General features: G+C 71.8%; 17 protein-coding genes and 1 pseudogene. 7 read left to right on the top strand and 11 right to left on the bottom strand.

The window, feature by feature from the left end:
• Positions 1-77 precede the first annotated feature (77 nt).
• A pseudogene (locus tag ACIRG6_RS03660) lies at positions 78-168 on the bottom strand (5-deoxy-glucuronate isomerase); the annotation flags it as partial.
• 450 nt (positions 169-618) lie between these two features.
• Here ACIRG6_RS03660 and ACIRG6_RS03665 point away from each other — a divergent pair.
• Together ACIRG6_RS03665 and ACIRG6_RS03670 are read left to right on the top strand one after the other, a co-directional pair.
• Positions 619-810, top strand: coding sequence for a helix-turn-helix transcriptional regulator (locus ACIRG6_RS03665; RefSeq protein WP_077801771.1), 192 nt, complete (start codon positions 619-621; stop codon positions 808-810).
• Between the two features lie 50 nt (positions 811-860).
• A complete protein-coding gene (locus ACIRG6_RS03670) occupies positions 861-1,445 on the top strand; it encodes a GNAT family N-acetyltransferase (RefSeq protein ID WP_364674546.1) in 585 nt (194 codons plus the stop codon).
• Here the strand turns inward: ACIRG6_RS03670 and ACIRG6_RS03675 are convergent.
• Entirely contained in the window at positions 1,432-2,469 is a 1,038-nt protein-coding gene (locus ACIRG6_RS03675; protein ID WP_364674549.1) for a zinc-dependent alcohol dehydrogenase family protein, read from the bottom strand. The genes ACIRG6_RS03670 and ACIRG6_RS03675 overlap by 14 nt on opposite strands.
• A 175-nt stretch (positions 2,470-2,644) precedes the next feature.
• Between ACIRG6_RS03675 and ACIRG6_RS03680 the strand changes: the two genes are divergently transcribed.
• A complete protein-coding gene (locus tag ACIRG6_RS03680) occupies positions 2,645-2,884 on the top strand; it encodes a heavy-metal-associated domain-containing protein (RefSeq protein WP_239767861.1) in 240 nt (79 codons plus the stop codon).
• 113 nt (positions 2,885-2,997) lie between these two features.
• Positions 2,998-5,256 carry a heavy metal translocating P-type ATPase gene (locus tag ACIRG6_RS03685; RefSeq protein ID WP_403320505.1) on the top strand — a complete coding sequence of 753 codons (2,259 nt, stop codon included), beginning with the start codon at positions 2,998-3,000 and terminating at the stop codon, positions 5,254-5,256.
• Between the two features lie 664 nt (positions 5,257-5,920).
• On the opposite strand, the gene ACIRG6_RS03690 is transcribed toward ACIRG6_RS03685, so the two are convergent.
• The 5 genes from ACIRG6_RS03690 to ACIRG6_RS03710 all read right to left on the bottom strand — a co-directional run bounded on the left by ACIRG6_RS03690 (position 5,921) and on the right by ACIRG6_RS03710 (position 11,481).
• Positions 5,921-7,210 carry a citrate synthase gene (locus tag ACIRG6_RS03690; RefSeq protein WP_239767857.1) on the bottom strand — a complete coding sequence of 430 codons (1,290 nt, stop codon included), beginning with the start codon at positions 7,208-7,210 and terminating at the stop codon, positions 5,921-5,923.
• 241 nt (positions 7,211-7,451) lie between these two features.
• A complete protein-coding gene (recD2, locus tag ACIRG6_RS03695) occupies positions 7,452-9,710 on the bottom strand; it encodes an SF1B family DNA helicase RecD2 (protein ID WP_364819389.1) in 2,259 nt (752 codons plus the stop codon).
• 111 nt (positions 9,711-9,821) lie between these two features.
• The gene (locus ACIRG6_RS03700) at positions 9,822-10,343 is read right to left on the bottom strand and encodes a hypothetical protein (RefSeq protein WP_364674561.1); all 522 of its coding nucleotides are present in this window, start codon (positions 10,341-10,343) and stop codon (positions 9,822-9,824) included.
• A 95-nt stretch (positions 10,344-10,438) separates the two neighbouring features.
• Positions 10,439-10,636, bottom strand: coding sequence for a DUF397 domain-containing protein (locus ACIRG6_RS03705; RefSeq protein WP_403320508.1), 198 nt, complete (start codon positions 10,634-10,636; stop codon positions 10,439-10,441).
• Between the two features lie 8 nt (positions 10,637-10,644).
• The gene (locus ACIRG6_RS03710) at positions 10,645-11,481 is read right to left on the bottom strand and encodes a helix-turn-helix domain-containing protein (protein ID WP_403320510.1); all 837 of its coding nucleotides are present in this window, start codon (positions 11,479-11,481) and stop codon (positions 10,645-10,647) included.
• 220 nt (positions 11,482-11,701) lie between these two features.
• Between ACIRG6_RS03710 and ACIRG6_RS03715 the strand changes: the two genes are divergently transcribed.
• A complete protein-coding gene (locus tag ACIRG6_RS03715; RefSeq protein ID WP_364674570.1) occupies positions 11,702-12,112 on the top strand; it encodes an ATP-binding protein in 411 nt (136 codons plus the stop codon).
• An 11-nt stretch (positions 12,113-12,123) separates the two neighbouring features.
• On the opposite strand, the gene ACIRG6_RS03720 is transcribed toward ACIRG6_RS03715, so the two are convergent.
• The 3 genes from ACIRG6_RS03720 to ACIRG6_RS03730 are packed head-to-tail and all read right to left on the bottom strand — an operon-like array spanning position 12,124 to position 16,028.
• Positions 12,124-12,741 carry a TOPRIM nucleotidyl transferase/hydrolase domain-containing protein gene (locus ACIRG6_RS03720; RefSeq protein WP_403320512.1) on the bottom strand — a complete coding sequence of 206 codons (618 nt, stop codon included), beginning with the start codon at positions 12,739-12,741 and terminating at the stop codon, positions 12,124-12,126.
• Between the two features lie 57 nt (positions 12,742-12,798).
• Positions 12,799-14,472 (bottom strand): amidohydrolase, encoded by a 1,674-nt coding sequence (locus ACIRG6_RS03725; protein WP_403320513.1) that lies wholly within the window; start codon positions 14,470-14,472, stop codon positions 12,799-12,801.
• Positions 14,473-14,513: 41 nt separating this feature from the next.
• Entirely contained in the window at positions 14,514-16,028 is a 1,515-nt protein-coding gene (locus tag ACIRG6_RS03730; RefSeq protein WP_364674577.1) for an APC family permease, read from the bottom strand.
• 160 nt (positions 16,029-16,188) lie between these two features.
• Here ACIRG6_RS03730 and ACIRG6_RS03735 point away from each other — a divergent pair, with 160 nt between their 5' ends.
• Positions 16,189-16,926 (top strand): TetR/AcrR family transcriptional regulator, encoded by a 738-nt coding sequence (locus tag ACIRG6_RS03735; RefSeq protein WP_364674580.1) that lies wholly within the window; start codon positions 16,189-16,191, stop codon positions 16,924-16,926.
• Positions 16,927-16,963: 37 nt separating this feature from the next.
• Here the strand turns inward: ACIRG6_RS03735 and ACIRG6_RS03740 are convergent, their stop codons facing one another.
• Complete coding sequence (locus ACIRG6_RS03740) at positions 16,964-17,950, bottom strand: RNA polymerase sigma-70 factor (protein ID WP_403320517.1); 987 nt, start codon at positions 17,948-17,950, stop codon at positions 16,964-16,966.
• A 135-nt stretch (positions 17,951-18,085) separates the two neighbouring features.
• Here ACIRG6_RS03740 and ACIRG6_RS03745 point away from each other — a divergent pair, with 135 nt between their 5' ends.
• Positions 18,086-18,571: a carboxymuconolactone decarboxylase family protein gene (locus ACIRG6_RS03745; RefSeq protein ID WP_364674583.1), complete on the top strand. Its 486-nt coding sequence runs from the start codon at positions 18,086-18,088 to the stop codon at positions 18,569-18,571.
• Positions 18,572-18,624: the final 53 nt, after the last annotated feature.

Below are 18,624 nucleotides of genomic sequence, written 5' to 3' on the forward strand. Positions count from 1 at the left end.
GCAGCCGGGCCCCCGGACGCGCGCCCGACACTGTGTCTGCGGTTTGGGTGTCCGAGTGGACACGTGGGGCAGTACGGCGGAACCTCCGGCGCGGGGCCGAGGCGGGCGGGGAGTCGTCGCGCGCCCTTCGCTCCTGCCAGGGCGAAGCGGCCTTCCCGCGCCGGAGGCGTTTCGTGGGGGAGGCGGCGACGGCGGGAGCGGGCTCCCGCCCCCGGTGATCGGGTCGTGCGCCATCGCCTTCCCTCCGTACCCGGCCTTGGGTCTCCCCCGGTTTCTAGCCCCGCGCACGGAGCCTGTCAATGTTTTGTCCGGACATTCGGACGACATACTCCGGGTGGCGGGTCGCCCACGCGGGGACGACGCCGCGCCGCGCCCGAGTCAACCCCCCGCGCCCGCACTCCGGGGGACGTCTTTGCGGCACTCGTGTCACAAACACCGCCTCCGTGTCACGGGTGTCACGAGCACGCGGGCCTTCGGTCACATCCGGGCACGGGGCCTGTCCACCCGCCGTCCGGCGTCGTTCACCCGGAACAGGCTTGGTGATCGCCAGCGCAGCACCCGGCTCCCCCCGGCGGCCGTCCCCGGTCGCCGCCGCGGTGCGCGCGGGGAGGTGCGTTCGTGACCGACCGAAGGCTCTGGTCCTACAAGGACATCGCGGCCCACATCCGGGTCCAGCCGGACACCGTGCGGTCGTACCGCAAGCACGGTCTGCTGCCCCCGCCCGACCATGTGGAGGGCGGAAAGCCCTACTGGTACGCGGACACGGTCCGGGCCTGGGTGGCGTCCCGGCCCCGCAACCGGGGGCGGTAGGGCGGAAAACCGTTCTGTGCCCCACGGGACCGTGGGGCACAGTGCCGTCCATGGACTTCACCGTGAAACCCGTACTCACCGGCGAGAAGACCGTCCTGCGGCCGTTCGCCGAGGCCGACGCCGAGCGCATGTGGGAGATCGTCAACGACCCCGAGGTCGTGCGCTTCACGTTTCCGCCGGACAGCGAGCTCACCCCGGAGCGGCTCCGCGGCTGGTACGGCTCGCGCGGTGCGCAGCCCGACCGCCTCGACCTCGCGGTCACCGACCCCGCCGACGGCGAACTCCTCGGCGAGGTCGTGCTGTACGAGTGGGACCCGGCGAACCGCTCCTGCACCTTCCGCACGCTGATCGGACCGCGGGGGCGCGGCCGGGGCGTCGGCACCGAGGCGACCCGGCTGATCGTCGGGCACGCCTTCGAGCAGCTCGGGCTGCACCGGGTCCAGCTCGAGGTCTACGGCAACAACCACCGGGCCCTGCGCGTCTACGAGAAGGCCGGCTTCGTGGTGGAGGGCGTGCGCCGGCAGGCGGCGTGGCGCGACGGGGAGTGGGTGGACGAGGTGCTCATGGCGGTCCTCGACCACGAGTGGGCCGCCCGCGGCGGCCGCCCCAGGGCGGCGGGCGTCACGGCTCGATGACCGTCACTCCCGCGCCGGGTGCCGTCCCCATCGCCTCCAGGGCGGCCGGTACGGCGTCCAGCCCGATGGTGGAGGTCACCAGCAGGTCGGGGCGGAGCACGCCCGTGCGGACCAGTTCCAGCATCGGCGGGTAGGTGTGCGCGGCCATGCCGTGGCTGCCGAGCAGTTCGAGTTCGAGGGCGACGGCGCGGGCCATCGGGACCGGTGTGGTGCCGGTCGGCGAGGGCAGCAGGCCGACCTGGACGTGGCGGCCGCGGCGGCGCAGGCCGTTCACGGACGCCGCGCAGGTGACGGGCGAGCCGAGCGCGTCGAGGGAGAGGTGGGCGCCGCCGCCGGTGAGGTCGCGGACGGCCGCCGCCGTGTCGCCGGTCCGGCCGGCGTCCACGCACTCGGCCGCGCCGAACGTCCGCGCCAGTTCACGCGCCCGGGGCGACACGTCGACGGCGACCACGCGGGCGCCGGAGGCGGCGGCGATCATCACCGCCGACAGACCCACGCCGCCGCAGCCGTGCACGGCGACCCACTCCCCCGCCGCGACCCGGCCCTGCTGGACCACGGCCCGGAACGCGGTGGCGAACCGGCAGCCGAGGGAAGCCGCCGTCGCGTACGACATCTCCTCGGGCACGGCGACGAGGTTGACGTCGGCGTGGTCGAGCGCCACGTACCGGGCGAAGGAACCCCAGTGGGTGAAGCCCGGCTGGGTCTGCCGCTCGCACACCTGCTGGTCGCCCGCCGCGCAGGCGGCACAGCTTCCGCAGGCGCAGACGAAGGGCACGGTGACCCGGTCGCCGGGCCGCCATCCGGTCACCCGGTCGCCGGCCGCCTCGACCACCCCGGCGAGTTCGTGACCGGGTACGTGCGGCAGCGTGATGTCCGGGTCGTGGCCCTGCCAGCCGTGCCAGTCGCTGCGGCACAGTCCGGTGGCCTCGACGCGGACCACCACTCCGTGCGGCGCGGGCTTGGGGTCGTCCACCTCGCGCACCTCGGCGGGCTCCCCGAACCTCTCGAACACCACCGCGCGCATCCGCTGTCCTCACTTCCGTGTACGGCAATCCCTCCACCGCGCGGCAGACTGAGCGGTTTTCATACCCCCTAGGGGTACAGTGGGATTTGCGTGGTCCGACGCCGGACCACGGTACTCGCGGATACCCGCCCACTCACGGGTACCCGACCCGCACGGCCCCGACGAGGAGTACGACATGACCGCCCAGACCGACACCCAGGGTTCCGTCACCACCGTCTACAAGGTGAGCGGCATGAGCTGCGGACACTGCGAGGGCGCCGTCTCCGGGGAGATCTCCGAGATCCCCGGCGTCGGCTCGGTGAAGGCCGTCGCCGCGACCGGTGAGGTCACCGTCGTCTCCGAGGCCCCGCTCGACGACAAGGCGGTGCGCGCCGCCGTGGACGAGGCGGGCTTCGAACTCGTCGGCAGGGCCTGACCGCCGCCACCACCCCTCGCCCGCAGCAGCACCCACAGCCCCGCCGACCGGGCCGCCCGCACCGGCTCACGGGCCGGCCGCGCCCGGCCCGGTCGGCCCCCTGGAGCCCGGACATGACCACCACCGCGGACACCCCCACGGCCACCGAGCCGGACCTCGCCGAGGTCGAGCTGCTCATCGGCGGGATGACCTGCGCCTCCTGCGCGGCCCGCGTCGAGAAGAAGCTCAACCGCATGGACGGCGTGAGCGCCACGGTGAACTACGCGACGGAGAAGGCCCGGATCACCTACCCGGCGACCACCCCCGTGGCGGACCTCGTCGCCACCGTCGTCAGGACCGGCTACACCGCCGAGGAACCCGCGCCACCGCCGGAACCCACCGCCGAGGACGCGACACGGCAGGAGGCGGAGGACGACGACCCCGAGCTGTCGGCCCTGCGCCGGCGCCTCGTCGTCTCGGCCGTCCTCGCCACCCCGGTCGTCCTGCTCGCCATGGTCCCGGCGCTGCAGTTCGACAACTGGCAGTGGCTCTCGCTCACCCTGGCCGCCCCCGTCGTCGTCTGGGGCGGGCTGCCCTTCCACCGCGCCACCTGGACCAACGTCCGGCACGGCGCGGCCACCATGGACACGCTGGTCTCGCTCGGCACGCTGGCCGCGTTCGGCTGGTCGCTGTGGGCGCTGTTCTTCGGGGACGCGGGCATGCCGGGGATGCGGCACGGCTTCGACCTCACCGTCTCCCGCGCCGACGGCGCCTCCGCGATCTACCTGGAGGCCGCCGCCGGAGTCACCGCCTTCCTGCTCCTCGGCCGCTGGCTGGAGGCCCGCTCCAAGCGCCGCGCCGGCGCCGCGCTGCGGGCCCTGATGGAGCTGGGCGCGAAGGACGTGGCCGTGCTGCGCGACGGCCGGGAGGTGCGCGTACCCGTGTCCCGACTGGCGGTCGGCGACCGGTTCGTCGTGCGGCCTGGCGAGAAGATCGCCACCGACGGCACCGTGTCCGAGGGCACCAGTGCCGTGGACGCCTCCCTGCTGACCGGCGAGTCGGTGCCGGTGGACGTGACCGTCGGCGACACCGTCACCGGCGCCACGGTCAACGCCGGGGGCCGGCTGGTGGTCGAGGCCACGCGGGTCGGGGCGGACACGCAGCTCGCGCGGATGGCGAAGCTGGTGGAGGACGCGCAGAGCGGCAAGGCGGAGGTGCAGCGGCTCGCCGACCGGGTCTCCGGCGTCTTCGTGCCCGTCGTGATGCTGATCGCGGTCGCCACGTTCGGGGGATGGCTGGGCGCCACCGGTGACACGGTCGCCGCGTTCACCGCGGCCGTCGCCGTCCTGATCATCGCCTGCCCGTGCGCGCTCGGCCTCGCCACGCCGACCGCGCTGCTGGTCGGCACCGGCCGCGGCGCCCAGCTCGGCATCCTGATCAAGGGCCCGGAGGTGCTGGAGTCCACGCGGCGCGTCGACACGGTCGTCCTGGACAAGACCGGCACCGTCACCACCGGCCGCATGACCCTGCACGAGGTGTACGCCGCCGAGGGCACCGACGAGAAGCAGCTGCTGCGGCTGGCCGGCGCGGTCGAGCACGCCTCCGAGCACCCCGTGGCCCGCGCGGTCGCGGCCGGTGCCGAGATGGGGAGGGCCGGCGCGCTGCCGGACGTGGCGGACTTCGAGAACGTCCCCGGGCGTGGCGCCCGCGGCCGCGTGGAGGGCCGTGAGGTGGCCGTGGGGCGCCTCTACGACGACCTGCCGGACGGGGTGGCCCGCGCCAAGGAGGAGACCGAGAGGGGCGGTCGTACGGCCGTCGTGGTCGGCTGGGACGGGGTGGCACGGGGTGTCGTCGCCGTCGCGGACGCCGTGAAGGAGACCAGCGCCGAGGCGGTCGCCGAGCTGCGCCGGCTGGGCCTCACGCCCGTGCTGCTGACCGGCGACAACCGGCGGGTCGCCGAGTCGGTCGCCCGGTCCGTCGGCATCGACGAGGTGATCGCGGAGGTCCTGCCCGAGGAGAAGGTCGACGCGGTCCGGCGGCTGCAGGCCGAGGGCCGTACGGTCGCCATGGTCGGGGACGGCGTCAACGACGCCGCCGCGCTCGCCGTCGCCGATCTGGGCCTGGCGATGGGCACGGGGACGGACGCGGCGATCGAGGCGAGCGACCTGACGCTGGTGCGCGGGGACCTGCGGGTGGCGGCGGACGCGATCCGGCTGTCCCGGCGGACCCTGGCGACGATCAAGGGCAATCTCGTGTGGGCCTTCGGCTACAACGTGGCCGCGCTGCCGCTGGCCGCCGCGGGGCTGCTGAACCCGATGATCGCGGGCGCGGCGATGGCGTTCTCCTCGGTGTTCGTCGTCACCAACAGCCTCCGGCTGCGCACGTTTCGCTGAGGTCGTGGGTGAAGTGTGGCGAAGTGCCTCTGGAGTCCGGCACGTACCTCACATAAGCTCTTCACAAGGCTCGCGCATCTTCCTTACGCTGGGGTCTCGTTCGACGTATCGAGGCTCTTGCGTAGTTAACGGACATATGCAAGAGACGCAGATCACAGTGACGCGAACGTAACCATCGAAGGGGTTCGAGGGTCTAAGTTGGCGATGTCAGGCAGCGTCTTGGGGGGCGCCACCTGGCATCTGGGGATGTCTTGGGGGACTTTCCCAGAGATGCGTTGCCGGGACACGTACACCGGGAAGCTTTGAGCGGCCCTCCCGGGCGTGCGCTGTCCCGGCAGACCGCAGCATGTCTGCAGCACGTTCACAGCGATTCAGGCGCTGTCCTCACAGACGCCCGGCCGGATCCCGTGGGGGGAATCCGCACCGGGACATGGGAAGGCGCCCTGGTCGTCGGCCCGTGGGGGGACCGGCGCCAGGGCGCCTTCTTTTTTCTACGGTTGCTGCAAGTTTTTTCTACGGTTGCTGCAAGCGCCCGAAGGGGCGCGGGGCTGGGCCGACATGCGGCTCCGCCGCGCGGGCGCGACCAGCCACGGCCGGCCCGCAGTCGCCCACACCCCTCAGCGACGGCCTCTCAGTAGGCGCAGGGCGCCCCCACCGGCAGGTGTCAGCGCTCCTCGACCGGGACGAAGTCGCGCTCGACGACGCCCGTGTAGATCTGGCGCGGGCGGCCGATGCGGGAACCCGGCTCCTTGATCATCTCGTGCCACTGGGCGATCCAGCCCGGCAGCCGGCCGAGGGCGAACAGGACCGTGAACATCTCGGTCGGGAAGCCCATGGCCCGGTAGATCAGGCCGGTGTAGAAGTCGACGTTCGGGTAGAGGCTGCGCGAGACGAAGTAGTCGTCGGAGAGCGCGTGCTCCTCCAGCTTCAGGGCGATGTCCAGCAGCTCGTCGGACTTGCCGAGGGCGGAGAGCACGTCGTGCGCGGCGGCCTTGATGATCTTGGCGCGCGGGTCGAAGTTCTTGTAGACCCGGTGGCCGAAGCCCATCAGGCGGACGCCGTCCTCCTTGTTCTTCACCTTGCGGATGAAGGAGTCGACGTCGCCGCCCGCGTCGCGGATGCCCTCGAGCATCTCCAGCACCGACTGGTTGGCGCCGCCGTGCAGCGGGCCCCACAGGGCGTTGATGCCGGCGGAGATCGAGGCGAACATGTTGGCCTGCGAGGAGCCGACGAGGCGGACCGTGGAGGTCGAACAGTTCTGCTCGTGGTCCGCGTGCAGGATCAGCAGCTTGTCCAGGGCGGCGACGACCGTCGGGTCGAGCTCGTACTCCTGCGCCGGGACGGAGAAGGTCATGCGCAGGAAGTTCTCGACGTAGCCGAGGTCGTTGCGCGGGTAGACGAACGGGTGACCGATCGACTTCTTGTACGCGTACGCCGCGATCGTCGGAAGCTTGGCGAGCAGCCGGATCGTGGAGAGGTTGCGCTGACGCTCGTCGAACGGGTTGTGGCTGTCCTGGTAGAACGTGGACAGCGCGGAGACGACCGACGACAGCATGGCCATCGGGTGGGCGTCGCGCGGGAAGCCCTTGTAGAAGTTCTTGACGTCCTCGTGCAGCAGGGTGTGCTGCGTGATCTCGCCCTTGAACGCGGACAGCTGGTCGACGGTGGGCAGCTCGCCGTTGATCAGCAGGTAGGCGACCTCCACGAAGGACGAGCGCTCCGCGAGCTGCTCGATCGGGTAGCCGCGGTACCGGAGGATGCCCGCCTCGCCGTCCAGGTACGTAATGGCGGATTTGTAGGCGGCGGTGTTGCCGTACCCGCTGTCCAGTGTCACCAGTCCGGTCTGGGCGCGGAGCTTCCCGATGTCGAAGCCCTTGTCACCGACGGTGCTGTCGATCACCGGGTAGGTGTACTCGCCGTCGCCGTACCGCAGTACTACAGAGTTGTCGCTCACGTCTTCCCTCACCGACGTAGTGCCTCATCTTCGAGGTGCCCTGACTGTCTCTACCATCCCCCACTTGGCTCAGGAGAGTGCACTCGGGGTCGACCATCGGGCCTATTGGCGGCACTGAGTGCCGCCAACTTGCCCATCCTGCCCCCTCTCCCGTGGTTCCGGAAGTGCTCTGTGACCTTTGCGACTCATATGATCGATCATTTTTTCTGGCGGCGGACCGCGGGGGCGTGGAGCTTGCGGGTCATGAGCGCGCGAGCCGGAAGTCGAGCGCCGTGCAGCGCCGCCCGGCGGAGACCGTGCGCACCGCCTGCCCGATCGCCTTGCGCGAGCCGACGAGGACGACCAGCCTCTTGGCCCGGGTGACCGCCGTGTACAGCAGGTTCCGCTGGAGCATCATCCAGGCGCCGGTGGTCACGGGGATCACCACCGCCGGGTACTCGCTGCCCTGGGAGCGGTGGATGGTCACCGCGTAGGCGTGGGCCAGTTCGTCCAGTTCGTCGAATTCGTACGGAACCTCCTCGTCCTCGTCCGTCAGGACGGTGAGGCGCTGGTCCACCGGGTCGAGCGAGGTGACCACGCCGACGGTGCCGTTGAAGACGCCGTTCTCACCCTTCTCGTAATTGTTGCGAATCTGGGTGACCTTGTCGCCGACGCGGAACACCCGGCCGCCGAACCGCTTCTCGGGCACGTCGGGGCGGCCCGGGGTGACGGCCTGCTGGAGCAGCGCGTTCAGCGTGCCGGCGCCGGCGGGGCCGCGGTGCATGGGGGCGAGGACCTGGACGTCCCGGCGCGGGTCGAGCCCGAACCTGGCGGGGATGCGGCGGGCGGCCACGTCGACCGTGAGCCGGCCGGCCTCCTCCGTGTCGTCCTCGACGAAGAGGAAGAAGTCCTTCATGCCGTCGGTGACGGGGTGCTGCCCGGCGTTGATCCGGTGCGCGTTGGTCACCACGCCGGACTGCTGGGCCTGGCGGAAGACGCGGGTGAGGCGGACGGCGGGGACGGGGCTGCCGGGCGCCAGCAGGTCCCTCAAAACCTCCCCCGCTCCCACGCTGGGCAGCTGGTCGACGTCCCCGACGAAGAGGAGGTGCGCCCCGGGCGGCACGGCCTTCACCAGCTTGTTGGCGAGGAGGAGGTCCAGCATGGACGCCTCGTCCACCACGACGAGGTCGGCGTCGAGGGGGCGGTCCCGGTCGTAGGCGGCGTCACCGCCCGGCTTGAGCTCCAGCAGGCGGTGCACGGTCGACGCCTCGGCGCCGGTCAGCTCGGCGAGGCGCTTGGCGGCGCGGCCGGTCGGAGCGGCGAGGACGACCTTGGCCTTCTTGGCGCGGGCCAGTTCGACGATGGACCTGACCGTGAAGGACTTGCCGCAGCCGGGTCCGCCGGTGAGGACGGCGACCTTCTCGGTCAGCGCCAGCTTGACGGCGGCCTCCTGCTCGGGGGCGAGGTCGGTGCCGGTACGGCCCTTGAGCCAGCCGAGCGCCTTGTCCCAGGCGACGTCCCGGAAGCCGGGCATCCGGTCCTCGCCGGTACGCAGGAGACGGAGCAACTGGGCGGAGAGGGCCAGTTCGGCGCGGTGGAAGGGGACCAGGTACACGGCGGTGACGGGATCGCCGCCCTCCGGGTCGGGCACCTTCTCCCGTACGACGCCGGGGTCCTCGCCGTCCTCCTCCGGCTCGGCGGCCAGCTCGGCGAGGCACTCGATGACCAGGCCGGTGTCCACCTGGAGCAGCTTGACCGCGTCGGCGATCAGCTTCTCCTCGGGGAGATAGCAGTGCCCCTGGTCGGTGGCCTGCGACAGTGCGTACTGCAGTCCCGCCTTCACCCGGTCCGGGCTGTCGTGCGGGATGCCGACGGACTGGGCGATCTTGTCGGCGGTGAGGAAGCCGATGCCCCAGACGTCGGCGGCGAGGCGGTAGGGCTGGTTCTTCACGACGGAGATCGACGCGTCGCCGTACTTCTTGTAGATGCGGACGGCGATGGAGGTGGACACCTCGACGGTCTGGAGGAAGAGCATGACCTCCTTGATCGCCTTCTGCTCCTCCCAGGCGTCGGCGATCTTCTTCGTCCGCTTGGGGCCGAGGCCGGGGACCTCGATGAGCCGCTTGGGCTCCTCCTCGATGACGGTGAGGGTGTCGATGCCGAAGTGCTGGGTGATGCGGTCGGCGAAGACCGGTCCGATGCCCTTGACGAGGCCGGAGCCGAGGTAACGCCGGATGCCCTGGACGGTGGCCGGGAGGACGGTCGTGTAGTTCTCGACGTGGAACTGCTTCCCGTACTGGGGGTGGGACCCCCAGCGGCCCTCCATCCGCAGCGACTCCCCCACCTGCGCACCGAGCAGCGCGCCGACGACGGTCAGCAGATCACCGGCGCCCCGGCCGGTGTCGACACGGGCGACCGTGTAGCCGTTCTCCTCGTTGGCGTACGTGATGCGTTCCAGGACGCCTTCGAGAATGGCGAGCCGACGCTCGCCGGGGGCGTCGCCCGCGGACTGGGTGGCCATGATCCGACGGTATCGGTGGGGTGTGACAGGGACGGACGGGGTGCGGGCTTTTCCGTCAGCGGAACGGCGCGAAGGGGGCGAGGACGACTGAAGGCCGGTCGGACGCCCGGGTCAGGTGCGTAGCCGTACGAGTTCGTCCGCTCGGCGGTGGTCCTTCGGCCGGCCGAGGGCTCGCCGCATGCGGATCAGATCCTCCAGTGCGGCGTGACGGATGGCGAAGCCCGCCGGGTCCCGGGTGGTCTCGGCCCGGGTCAGGCAGCTCGTGACGTCCATGTCGCCCCAGGGGAGAGCGGGGGTGCACAGGTCTCCGACGGCACCGGTGACGCGGTACCCCACCTGCTCGCGGGTGAGATCGGGCAGTTCGGTGCAGCCGCACCGGGCGAGGGCGTCACGCAAGGCGTCCGCCTCGTCGGACGTGCCGTCCCACAGCAGGTCGAGGTCGCCGGTCAGTTCGGTGGAGCCGTGCATGATGCCGGCGACCTGGCCGATGACCACCGCACGCGAGCCCGCGGCGTGGAGCGCTCGGAGGAAGGGGAAGGGGTCGAAGCCGAGGGCGCCGTCCGTGGCGAAGGTGCCCAGCACATCGTCGGCCTCCTCCGGATGACGCCCGACGGGGGTCCGCTCTCGCGTCACCTCTTCCGTCCGAGCGATCGCCCGCCGCAGGCGCAGGGCAGCGGCCTGCCTCCGGCTGTGATCACCGTCGCCGAAGGCGGACGGCACCAACCTCTTCAGAGGACGCCGTCCATGCTCGGGGCCTTCTTCAACGCCCCGACGAAGAGGGCGAAGGCGGCGGCCGGGAAGACGAGGGTGGCGCGAGTCGGGGCCTTGCTGTCGCGGACGGCGACGTGGGTGGCGCGAGTCGCGACCTCGACGCAGTTGTTTCCGTCGTCAGGACCTGAGTAGGACGACTTCCGCCAGTTGTCCATGGAGTACCTCACAGCTCCTTTGCAAGCCCGCTGATGAAGTCACGCGACCGTTCGGGGTCGAGCGCAACGGCCTCCACTTTACGGAAGCGCGTTCGAAAGGCGCTGAGCTGCGCTTCGGAATCAATGAAGGCAGAGCCATGGGGTACGTCGCGCACCACCGTGTCCAGTCTGGGAACAGGGCCGCCCACGTAGGTCATGGAGCTGGCAGCCCTGGCGAAGCCGTCCAGATCGAAGGGGATGACACGCACGCTGACATGGTCCGCTTCCGACAGCTGCAGAAGCTTTGCGAGTTGAGCCCGAGAGGCAACGCGGTCGCTGACCCTGATACGCAGAGCCGCTTCATGAATCACGAGCTCGTACGGGAGGGTGATCTGCTGACGCCTCAGTCGATGACTGACACGCAATTCGAGCTCTTCGTGGGTGAGTTCGGGAACGCGGGCGGAGAAGACTGCGCGGGCGTACTCCTCCGTCTGCAGCAGACCCGGTACGTAAAGGATCGCCACCTCTCGCAGAAACGTCGCATGGTGATCCAGTTCTGCGAGGTCCAGGAACGATGTGGGCAGGCGCCCCCGATACTCCTCCCACCAACCGCGCGTCCGATCGGTGGCCATGGTGACCAGCGCGCCAACGAAGCTCTCGTCGGTACAGGCATAGTGAGAGGCCAGGCGCCGGAGCCGCTCCTCGCTCACTCCCGAGAGCCCCGCCTCGATCTGGCTGATCTGGACGTTGCTCACGCCGAGCATCGCCGCGGCCTGCCGAGCGGTGAGGCCCGCCGCCTCACGGAGTCTGCGCAGTTCCACCGCCAGGCGCAGCTGCCGCGCTGTCGGTTCACGTCTCGTGGGCATGGACCGCTCCTCGCTCCAACGCGCCTGTCGACGCGACTCGTTCGGGGGTCAGATTACGGGATCGGCTTGCCGCGCCGAAACTTTAAGGTCTACCGTCAGTGACGCGACGCACACCGTGCGGCACCGGGCCACCGGAAGCGCACCGCCCCGTCCTGCCATGACGGCTGCGGCAATGACACCGGGGCCGTTCTCACCCCCCACCCACACACCGGAGTTCCGCATGCCCGAGAACGAACCCTGGGAGTACTCCCTCTACATCCCCAACGACCTCCGTGCCGTCACCGTCAGCCGCCGCACCCTCCGCCTGATCCTCACCATGCACGGACTCATCCGCCTCGTCGACGTCGCCGAACTCCTCGCGACGGAGCTGGTCTCCAACGCCGTACGGCACACCAAGGGCCCCGCCGCCCTGCGCGTGCGCTGGTCGCCCCCGGGGACGTTGCGGATCGGGGCCTGGGACGCCGATCCCGAACCGCCCGAGCCGCCCCGGCCGTTCGACGCCGAGGCCGGGCACGAGGACGGGCGGGGCCTGGCCCTCGTCCGGGCCTGTGCCGACGTATGGGGCTGGCATCCGCTGGCCAGACACGGCAACCGGGGAAAATACGTGTGGTGCGAGCTGGCGGCGGCCTGAATGTCCCGCCGTCAGAGCCGGGCGAGCAGGCCCGCCAGCGGCGCGGGGACGCGGGCGGGGTCGAGGGCCTCGACGAGGACGCGGCCGTAGTGGATCTTGCGGCCCTTCTTCGTGCCGAAGAAGCGGCGCAGTTGCTGCTGTGCGGTGCGCCCACGCTGCGCGGGCTGGCGGAGGAAGGTCCGCAGGGCGCGCAGGTCGCCCTCCGCCTCGACGAGCTCCGTCACCCGTGACTCGCCCAGCGCGCGGATGAGTTCGTCCTCCAGGTCGGCCGCGCAGACGAAGAGGTCGTGCGGTGCCGCGTTCGCCCGGTCCAGGGCGCGCACGTAGTAACCCCGCTCCCGCTCGTCGCACAGCCCCAGGAGGCGCAGGTCCAGGCCGGACGGGCCGAGGACGCCGGCGAAGCGGCCGACGCTCATGGCGCCGCCCATCGGGAGGACGCAGATGCCCTCCGCCGCCGGGTCCCGGCCCGCGCGGGCGGTCAGCGCGTCGACCGCCGCCGCGTCGCTCGGCCCTTCGAGCAGGACGGCCGTCCGCACGGACAGCCGCCCGGCCAGCTCGTGCGCGGGCCCGCCGGGGCCACCGGCCGCCCACGCGGTGACCGCGTCCCGGAACGATCCCATGTCCGCCATGGGCCGAGTCTGCGTCCTTCGCGGCCACCAGCGGTAGGGATTTTCGGCGGGGAGCGCCTACGCGTCCGGCGCCGCGTGCACGCGCCGGCCCGCCACGAAGGTCTCCAGGACGCGGGTGGCGGCGATCTCCTCGGGCGGCCCGGCGAACGGGTCCCGGTCGAGGACGACCAGGTCGGCGGCCTTGCCGACCGTGATGCTGCCGGTGATGTCGTCCAGGTGGTTGGCGTAGGCGCTGCCCGCCGTGTACGTGGCGACGGCGGTGCCCAGGTCGAGGCGCTGCCCCGGGAGGAAGACCGGGGTGCCCTCGGGCGCCTCCGGGGCGATGCGGTTGACGGCAACGTGGATGGCCTGGAACGGGTCGGGGCTGCTGACCGGCCAGTCACTGCCCGCGGCCAGCGTCGCGCCGGCCCGCAGCAGGTCGCCGAACGGGTACTGGCGCGTGCCGCGTTCGGCGCCCAGGAAGGGCAGGGTCAGTTCGTCCATCTGCGGTTCGTGGGCGGCCCACAGCATCTGGAGGTTGGCGGTGGCGCCCAGGGTGCGGAAGCGGGGGACGTCGGCGGGGTGCACGACCTGGAGGTGGGCCAGGTGGTGCCGGGTGTCCCGCCACCCGTTGGCCTCGCGGGCCGCCTGTACGGCGTCGAGCGCCTCGCGCACCGCCCGGTCGCCGAGGGCGTGGAAATGGACCTGGAAGCCGGCCGCGTCGAGTTCCGTGACGTACTTCCTGAGCTCCGCCGGTGCGACGAAACTGATGCCGCTGTTGTCCGAGGCGCAGCCGCAGCCCGTGAGGTACGGGTCGAGCATGGCCGCCGTGTGGTTCTCCGCTATGCCGTCCTGCATGACCTTCACGCTGGTGGCGCGGAAGCGGTCGCGGGTCAGCTCCTCGCGGCGGGCCACGAGTTCCGGGATCTGCTCCGCGCCCCGCTCCCGGTCCCACCACAGGGCGCCGACGACGCGTGCGGTGAGCAGGCCCCGGTCGAGGGCCGCCCGGTAGGCGGGGGCCGGGTCGGTCATGTTGGTGTAGGCGCCGACGATCGCGTCCTGCCAGGCGGTGACGCCGTGGGAGTGCAGGACGGACTGGGCGCGCAGCAGGGCGGCGAGCTGTTCGTCCGGTGTGGGGTCCGGGACCAGGGCGCCCACCAGGTGGGCCGCGCCCTCCTGGAGCATCCCGGTGGGGTTTCCCGCGGCGTCGCGTTCGATCCGGCCGTCGGCGGGATCGGGAGTGCGGGCGTCGATGCCCGCTCGCTCCAGCGCCCTGCTGTTGACCCAGGCACCGTGGTGGTCGCGGTTGGGCAGGAACACGGGCCGGTCCGGGACGATCGCGTCGAGGGCCGCGGCGGTGGGTGTACCACCGGGGAACGCCTCCATCGACCAGCCGCCGCCGGTGATCCACTCGGCGTCCGGACGCTCGTCCGCGTACGTCCTGATCCTTCGCAGGTACTCGTCCGGGTCGGTGGTGTCGCCGAGGTGGCAGAGGCCGAGTTCGAGGCCGGCACCCTGGGGGTGGACGTGGGCGTCCTGGAAGCCGGGCAGCAGCAGCTTGCCCGCCAGGTCGACGACCTCGGTGCGCGGCCCGATCAGCTCGCGCACCTCGTCGTGGCCGACGGCCGCGATCCGCCCGCCGCGCACGGCCACGGCGGTGGCGCGGCTGCGGGCGGGATCGACGGTGTGCACCGGTCCCCCGGTGAGGACGAGGTCGGCGGGTCCGGCGACGGTGGGCTGGGCGTGAGACATGTGGCGTGAACTCCGTGGGAGGGGTGGGGCGGACGGGGGCGTCAGACCGTCTCGCGGTCCGTCGGCAGGGTGGTCAGGGTTTCCGCGTCGGTGCCGCGCCCCGTGGCGAAGTACGGGGAGCGCCTGCCGTACTTGGCCACGGCGGCCATGACGAGCCCGGCCAGGACGATGCCGGCGGGCAGCGAGAACATGAACCAGCCGTTGTCGGGGCTGAGTTCGAAGTGGTCGCTCATGGTCAGGTACGAGTACCCGAGGTAGCCGCCGAGACCCAGCAGGACGAGGCTGGACGCGGCAGGCACACCGACGGCGAGCAGTGCCTCACGCGGCCCCTCGCGCAGCGCGGAACGGAAGCGGACGGCGCAGGCCAGCGCGGTGAGGCCGTAGTACAGGGCGACGACCAGGCCGATGGCGCTGACGGCGGCCAGCAGCATGTCGCTCAGCTTGGGGATGGCGACGGCGAGCACGGCGGTCACGGCGGCGATGGCGACGAGGACGACCGTTCCGGCGGCGGGAGTGCCGTACCGGGGGTGGACCCGCGTCCACACCGGCCCCATGGTGCGGTCGCGGCCCATGGCGAGCAGTCCGCGCGCCATGGGGATCAGCGACGCCTGGACGGAGGCGACGGCGGAGAACAGCAGCGCGATCACGGGCAGCGTGGACCACGGCTCGGCGGCCAGCTTCTCCCCCAGGTACGGCAGGGCCTGGGGGCCGTTGTGGATCAGCTCGGCCAGGCTCATCTCGCGCTGGAAGGCCACCGAGGCGAAGAGGAACAGCCCCAGCATGGCGAACAGGGCGATGAGCCCTCCCCGGGCGGAGTCGCCGGGGCTCCTGGTCTCCTCGGTGACGCTGAAGGCCGCGTCCCAGCCCCAGAAGAAGAACACCGCCAGGACCATGCCCTGGGCGAAGGCGGTGCCGTCGGATATCGCGAACGGGTCGAACCAGGAGAGGGAGAAGGCGTGGTCGCCGGTGCCGACGGCCCAGCCGCAGAGGGCCAGCAGCACCACGTACTCGAAGACCAGCAGGCCGAACTGGAACCGGGTGGCGACGCGGGTACCGGTCAAGGTCAGGACGGCGAGGACGAGGAGGACCACCAGCCCGACCGCCGTACTGATCCCCGTGGACGTCGGGTCCAGGGCGACGCCGGCGAGGGTGTGCACACCGGTCCGGTTGGCGAGGATCAGCAGGACCGAGCCCATGACCGCGCTGGTGTAGGCACAGAAGACGATCGAGCCGACCACGGTGACCCAGCCGGTCAGAAAGCCCAGCCAGGGGCTGAGGGACGTGCCGACCCACACGTAGCCGTTGCCGCAGTTGGGCTCGGAGCGGTTGAGGCGGGCGTAGGCGAACGCGATGCCGAGCACCGGCAGGAACGCCAGCAGCAGAAGGGCGGGGGCCTGGAGGCCGACGACGGAGGCGACCGTGCCCATGCCGATGGCGATGCTGGTGGTGGCGGCCGTGCTGGAGGCGGCGAGGGCGACACCGTCGACGACGCCGAGGGAGCGCTTCAGGGCGGGACCGGGCGGGGGTGCGGAGATCGGGGGCGGCACGGATGGCATGAGGGCTCCTCGGGAGGCGGGACGGGGAAGAGCCGCGCGGCAAGGTGATGGAACAACCGGCGTCGCATTGCGTCAATCCTGTTGACATAAGGCCGGGGCGGTCGTTCACTGCGGAAGAGCCGGCCGGAGGGTGGCGGGCCGGCGAGGAAGGGAGCCCGCGATGACGTCCCGTGTCCCGCAGGAGCGCCGCCGCCGGCGGCCCACTCGCTCCGGGGTGCTGCTGTCGGAGGACCTGATCGTCGAGACCGCCCTGCGGCTGATCGGCGGGCACGGTCCCGACGCGCTCAGCGTGCGCCGGCTCGGCACCGCCCTGGGCTGCGATCCGAGCGCCCTGTACCGCTACTTCCACGACACCGACGACCTGGTGCTCGCCATCGCCGACCGGATCATCGGCGACGCCATGGCCGGGTTCGTGCCCGGGGACGACTGGGTGGCCTCGCTGCGGGAGATGGCCCTGCGGGTCCGCGCCGGGTATCTCGCCCACCCGCGCGCGGCGGCCATGGCGTCGTACCGGGTGACCCGCCGCCGCAACGAGATCCGGGCCGTCGACACGGGGATCGGCCTGCTGCTGTCCGCGGGCTTCGCGCCTGCCCCGGCGGCGCGGCTCTATCTGGCGTTCATCGACACCGTGCTCAGTCACGCGGCCACGGAGGCGGCCTTCCAGGCGCTCCCCGGGCAGCAGCGCGAGGCCGACCGAACGGCCTGGCGGGACGTCTACGCCGGCCTCGACCCCCGGTCGTACCCGGCGCTGACCGCGGCGCGCGACGGGCTGTCCGCGATGGCGGAGAGCTCCTTCGAGGAGGCGGTGGATCTGATGCTGGAGGCGCTGGCGGCGCGGGCGCCGGAGGGGCGGACGCCGCAGGGGCGGCGGGGCGGCACCGGGGGCAGCGGCGGCTGAGCGCGCCGGCGTCCCCGGTTTTCCCCGCACCGGCTCCTCAGCGGTGCAGGACGGTCTCCCGCTGCATGCCGCTCAGCTTCTCGGGGTTGCGCACGGCGTAGAGCCCGGTGATGCGGCCCTCGTCGAAGCGCACCGCCAGCACGGTGTCCAGCTCGCCGTCGAGCCGGAGGATCAGGGCCGGATAGCCGTTGACCTGGGCCGGACCCATGGACACCGCGTCGCCCTGCTTCATCAGCCCGCCGATCATGAGCCGGGCCACCTTGTCGGCCCCCGTGATCGGCCGCAGGACGGCCTGCTTGATGCCGCCGCCGTCGCCCAGCAGGACGACGTCCGGCGCGAGGATGTCGAGCAGCCCCTGGAGGTCGCCCGTGCGGACCGCCCGCTGGAACGCGTCGAGCGCGTCCCGGGTCTCCGTCGGCGAGACGACCCCGCGCGGCCGGCGTGCCGCGACGTGCGCGCGTGCCCGGTGCGCGGTCTGGCGGACGGCGGCCGGGCTCTTGTCGACGGCCTCGGCGATCTCGTCGTAGTCCAGGTCGAAGACCTCGCGGAGCACGAACACCGCCCGCTCGGTCGGCGTGAGCGTCTCCAGGACCAGCATCATCGCCATCGAGACGCTGTCGGCGAGTTCGACGTCCTCGGCCACGTCGGGCGTGGTGAGCAGCGGCTCGGGCAGCCAGGAGCCGACGTAGGACTCCTTGCGGCGGCCGAGCGTACGCAGCCGGGTCAGCGCCTGCCGCGTGGTGATCCGTACCAGGTACGCGCGCGGGTCGCGCACCTCGGCGAGATCGACCCCCGCCCACCGCAGCCAGGTCTCCTGGAGCACGTCCTCGGCGTCGGCGGCCGAGCCGAGCATCTCGTAGGCGACGGTGAAGAGCAGGTTGCGGTGGGTGACGAAGGCGTCCGTGGCGACGTCCGCGCGCCGGCCGTCGAGCCGCTCGGTCCCCGCGTCGCCGCCCTGTTCCTCCCGGCCGCTGTCCTCGCTCATGACCAGCAACTCCCGCTCGTTCGCCTTCGACCGTCCCATGCGCACAGGACGCCGGTCACCGCCGTCCTGTGACACTCGCTCGCAGTGGCATACGTCACAGTGCGGTCCTGTCACACGGTCCGGGGCGTCGGCATCTTGTGTTCGTTCCGTACGAACCACAGTGAGGACGAGGCCATGGACATCCGATTCAACCTCTTCGAGAACGAGCTCGGCGCCCGGTTCGCCAAGCGGTTCGCCGGTGCCGCCATGCTGATCCACCAGTCGTCGCTGCCGAACTCCACGCAGGAGCTGGTGTCGCTGCGCGCCAGCCAGATCAACGGCTGCGGCCACTGCATCGACATGCACACCAAGGAGGCCGCGGCCGCCGGTGAGACGGCGGTCAGGCTCGCCCTGGTCGCCGCCTGGCGCGAGTCGACCGTGTTCACCGAGGCCGAGCAGGCCGCGCTGGCACTCGCCGAGGAGGGCACCCGGCTCGCCGACGCCCACCAGGGCGTGTCCGACGAGACCTGGGCCCTGGTGCGCAAGCACTACGACGACGAGCAGATCGCCGCCCTGGTGTCCCTGGTCGCCCTGATCAACGCGGCCAACCGGCTCGCCGTGATCACGCACCAGCCGGGCGGCTCCTACGAAGCCGGCATGTTCGCGGCCGCGGTGGGCTGACCACCCCACGGCGACGGTGTCCGGCCCGGCCCGGGATCCTCCGATCCCGGGCC

This window comes from Streptomyces flaveolus, assembly GCF_044765825.1.
Lineage (GTDB): Bacteria > Actinomycetota > Actinomycetes > Streptomycetales > Streptomycetaceae > Streptomyces > Streptomyces flaveolus.

Coding starts and splice junctions, on each gene's coding strand:
- ACIRG6_RS03670 (WP_364674546.1), top strand. CDS start 861: ATGGACTTCACCGTGAAACCCGTACTCACCGGCGAGAAGACCGTCCTG.
- ACIRG6_RS03675 (WP_364674549.1), bottom strand. CDS start 2,469: ATGCGCGCGGTGGTGTTCGAGAGGTTCGGGGAGCCCGCCGAGGTGCGC.
- ACIRG6_RS03680 (WP_239767861.1), top strand. CDS start 2,645: ATGACCGCCCAGACCGACACCCAGGGTTCCGTCACCACCGTCTACAAG.
- ACIRG6_RS03685 (WP_403320505.1), top strand. CDS start 2,998: ATGACCACCACCGCGGACACCCCCACGGCCACCGAGCCGGACCTCGCC.
- recD2 (WP_364819389.1), bottom strand. CDS start 9,710: ATGGCCACCCAGTCCGCGGGCGACGCCCCCGGCGAGCGTCGGCTCGCC.
- ACIRG6_RS03705 (WP_403320508.1), bottom strand. CDS start 10,636: ATGGACAACTGGCGGAAGTCGTCCTACTCAGGTCCTGACGACGGAAAC.
- ACIRG6_RS03710 (WP_403320510.1), bottom strand. CDS start 11,481: ATGCCCACGAGACGTGAACCGACAGCGCGGCAGCTGCGCCTGGCGGTG.
- ACIRG6_RS03715 (WP_364674570.1), top strand. CDS start 11,702: ATGCCCGAGAACGAACCCTGGGAGTACTCCCTCTACATCCCCAACGAC.
- ACIRG6_RS03720 (WP_403320512.1), bottom strand. CDS start 12,741: ATGGCGGACATGGGATCGTTCCGGGACGCGGTCACCGCGTGGGCGGCC.
- ACIRG6_RS03725 (WP_403320513.1), bottom strand. CDS start 14,472: ATGTCTCACGCCCAGCCCACCGTCGCCGGACCCGCCGACCTCGTCCTC.
- ACIRG6_RS03730 (WP_364674577.1), bottom strand. CDS start 16,028: ATGCCATCCGTGCCGCCCCCGATCTCCGCACCCCCGCCCGGTCCCGCC.
- ACIRG6_RS03735 (WP_364674580.1), top strand. CDS start 16,189: ATGACGTCCCGTGTCCCGCAGGAGCGCCGCCGCCGGCGGCCCACTCGC.
- ACIRG6_RS03740 (WP_403320517.1), bottom strand. CDS start 17,950: ATGGGACGGTCGAAGGCGAACGAGCGGGAGTTGCTGGTCATGAGCGAG.
- ACIRG6_RS03745 (WP_364674583.1), top strand. CDS start 18,086: ATGGACATCCGATTCAACCTCTTCGAGAACGAGCTCGGCGCCCGGTTC.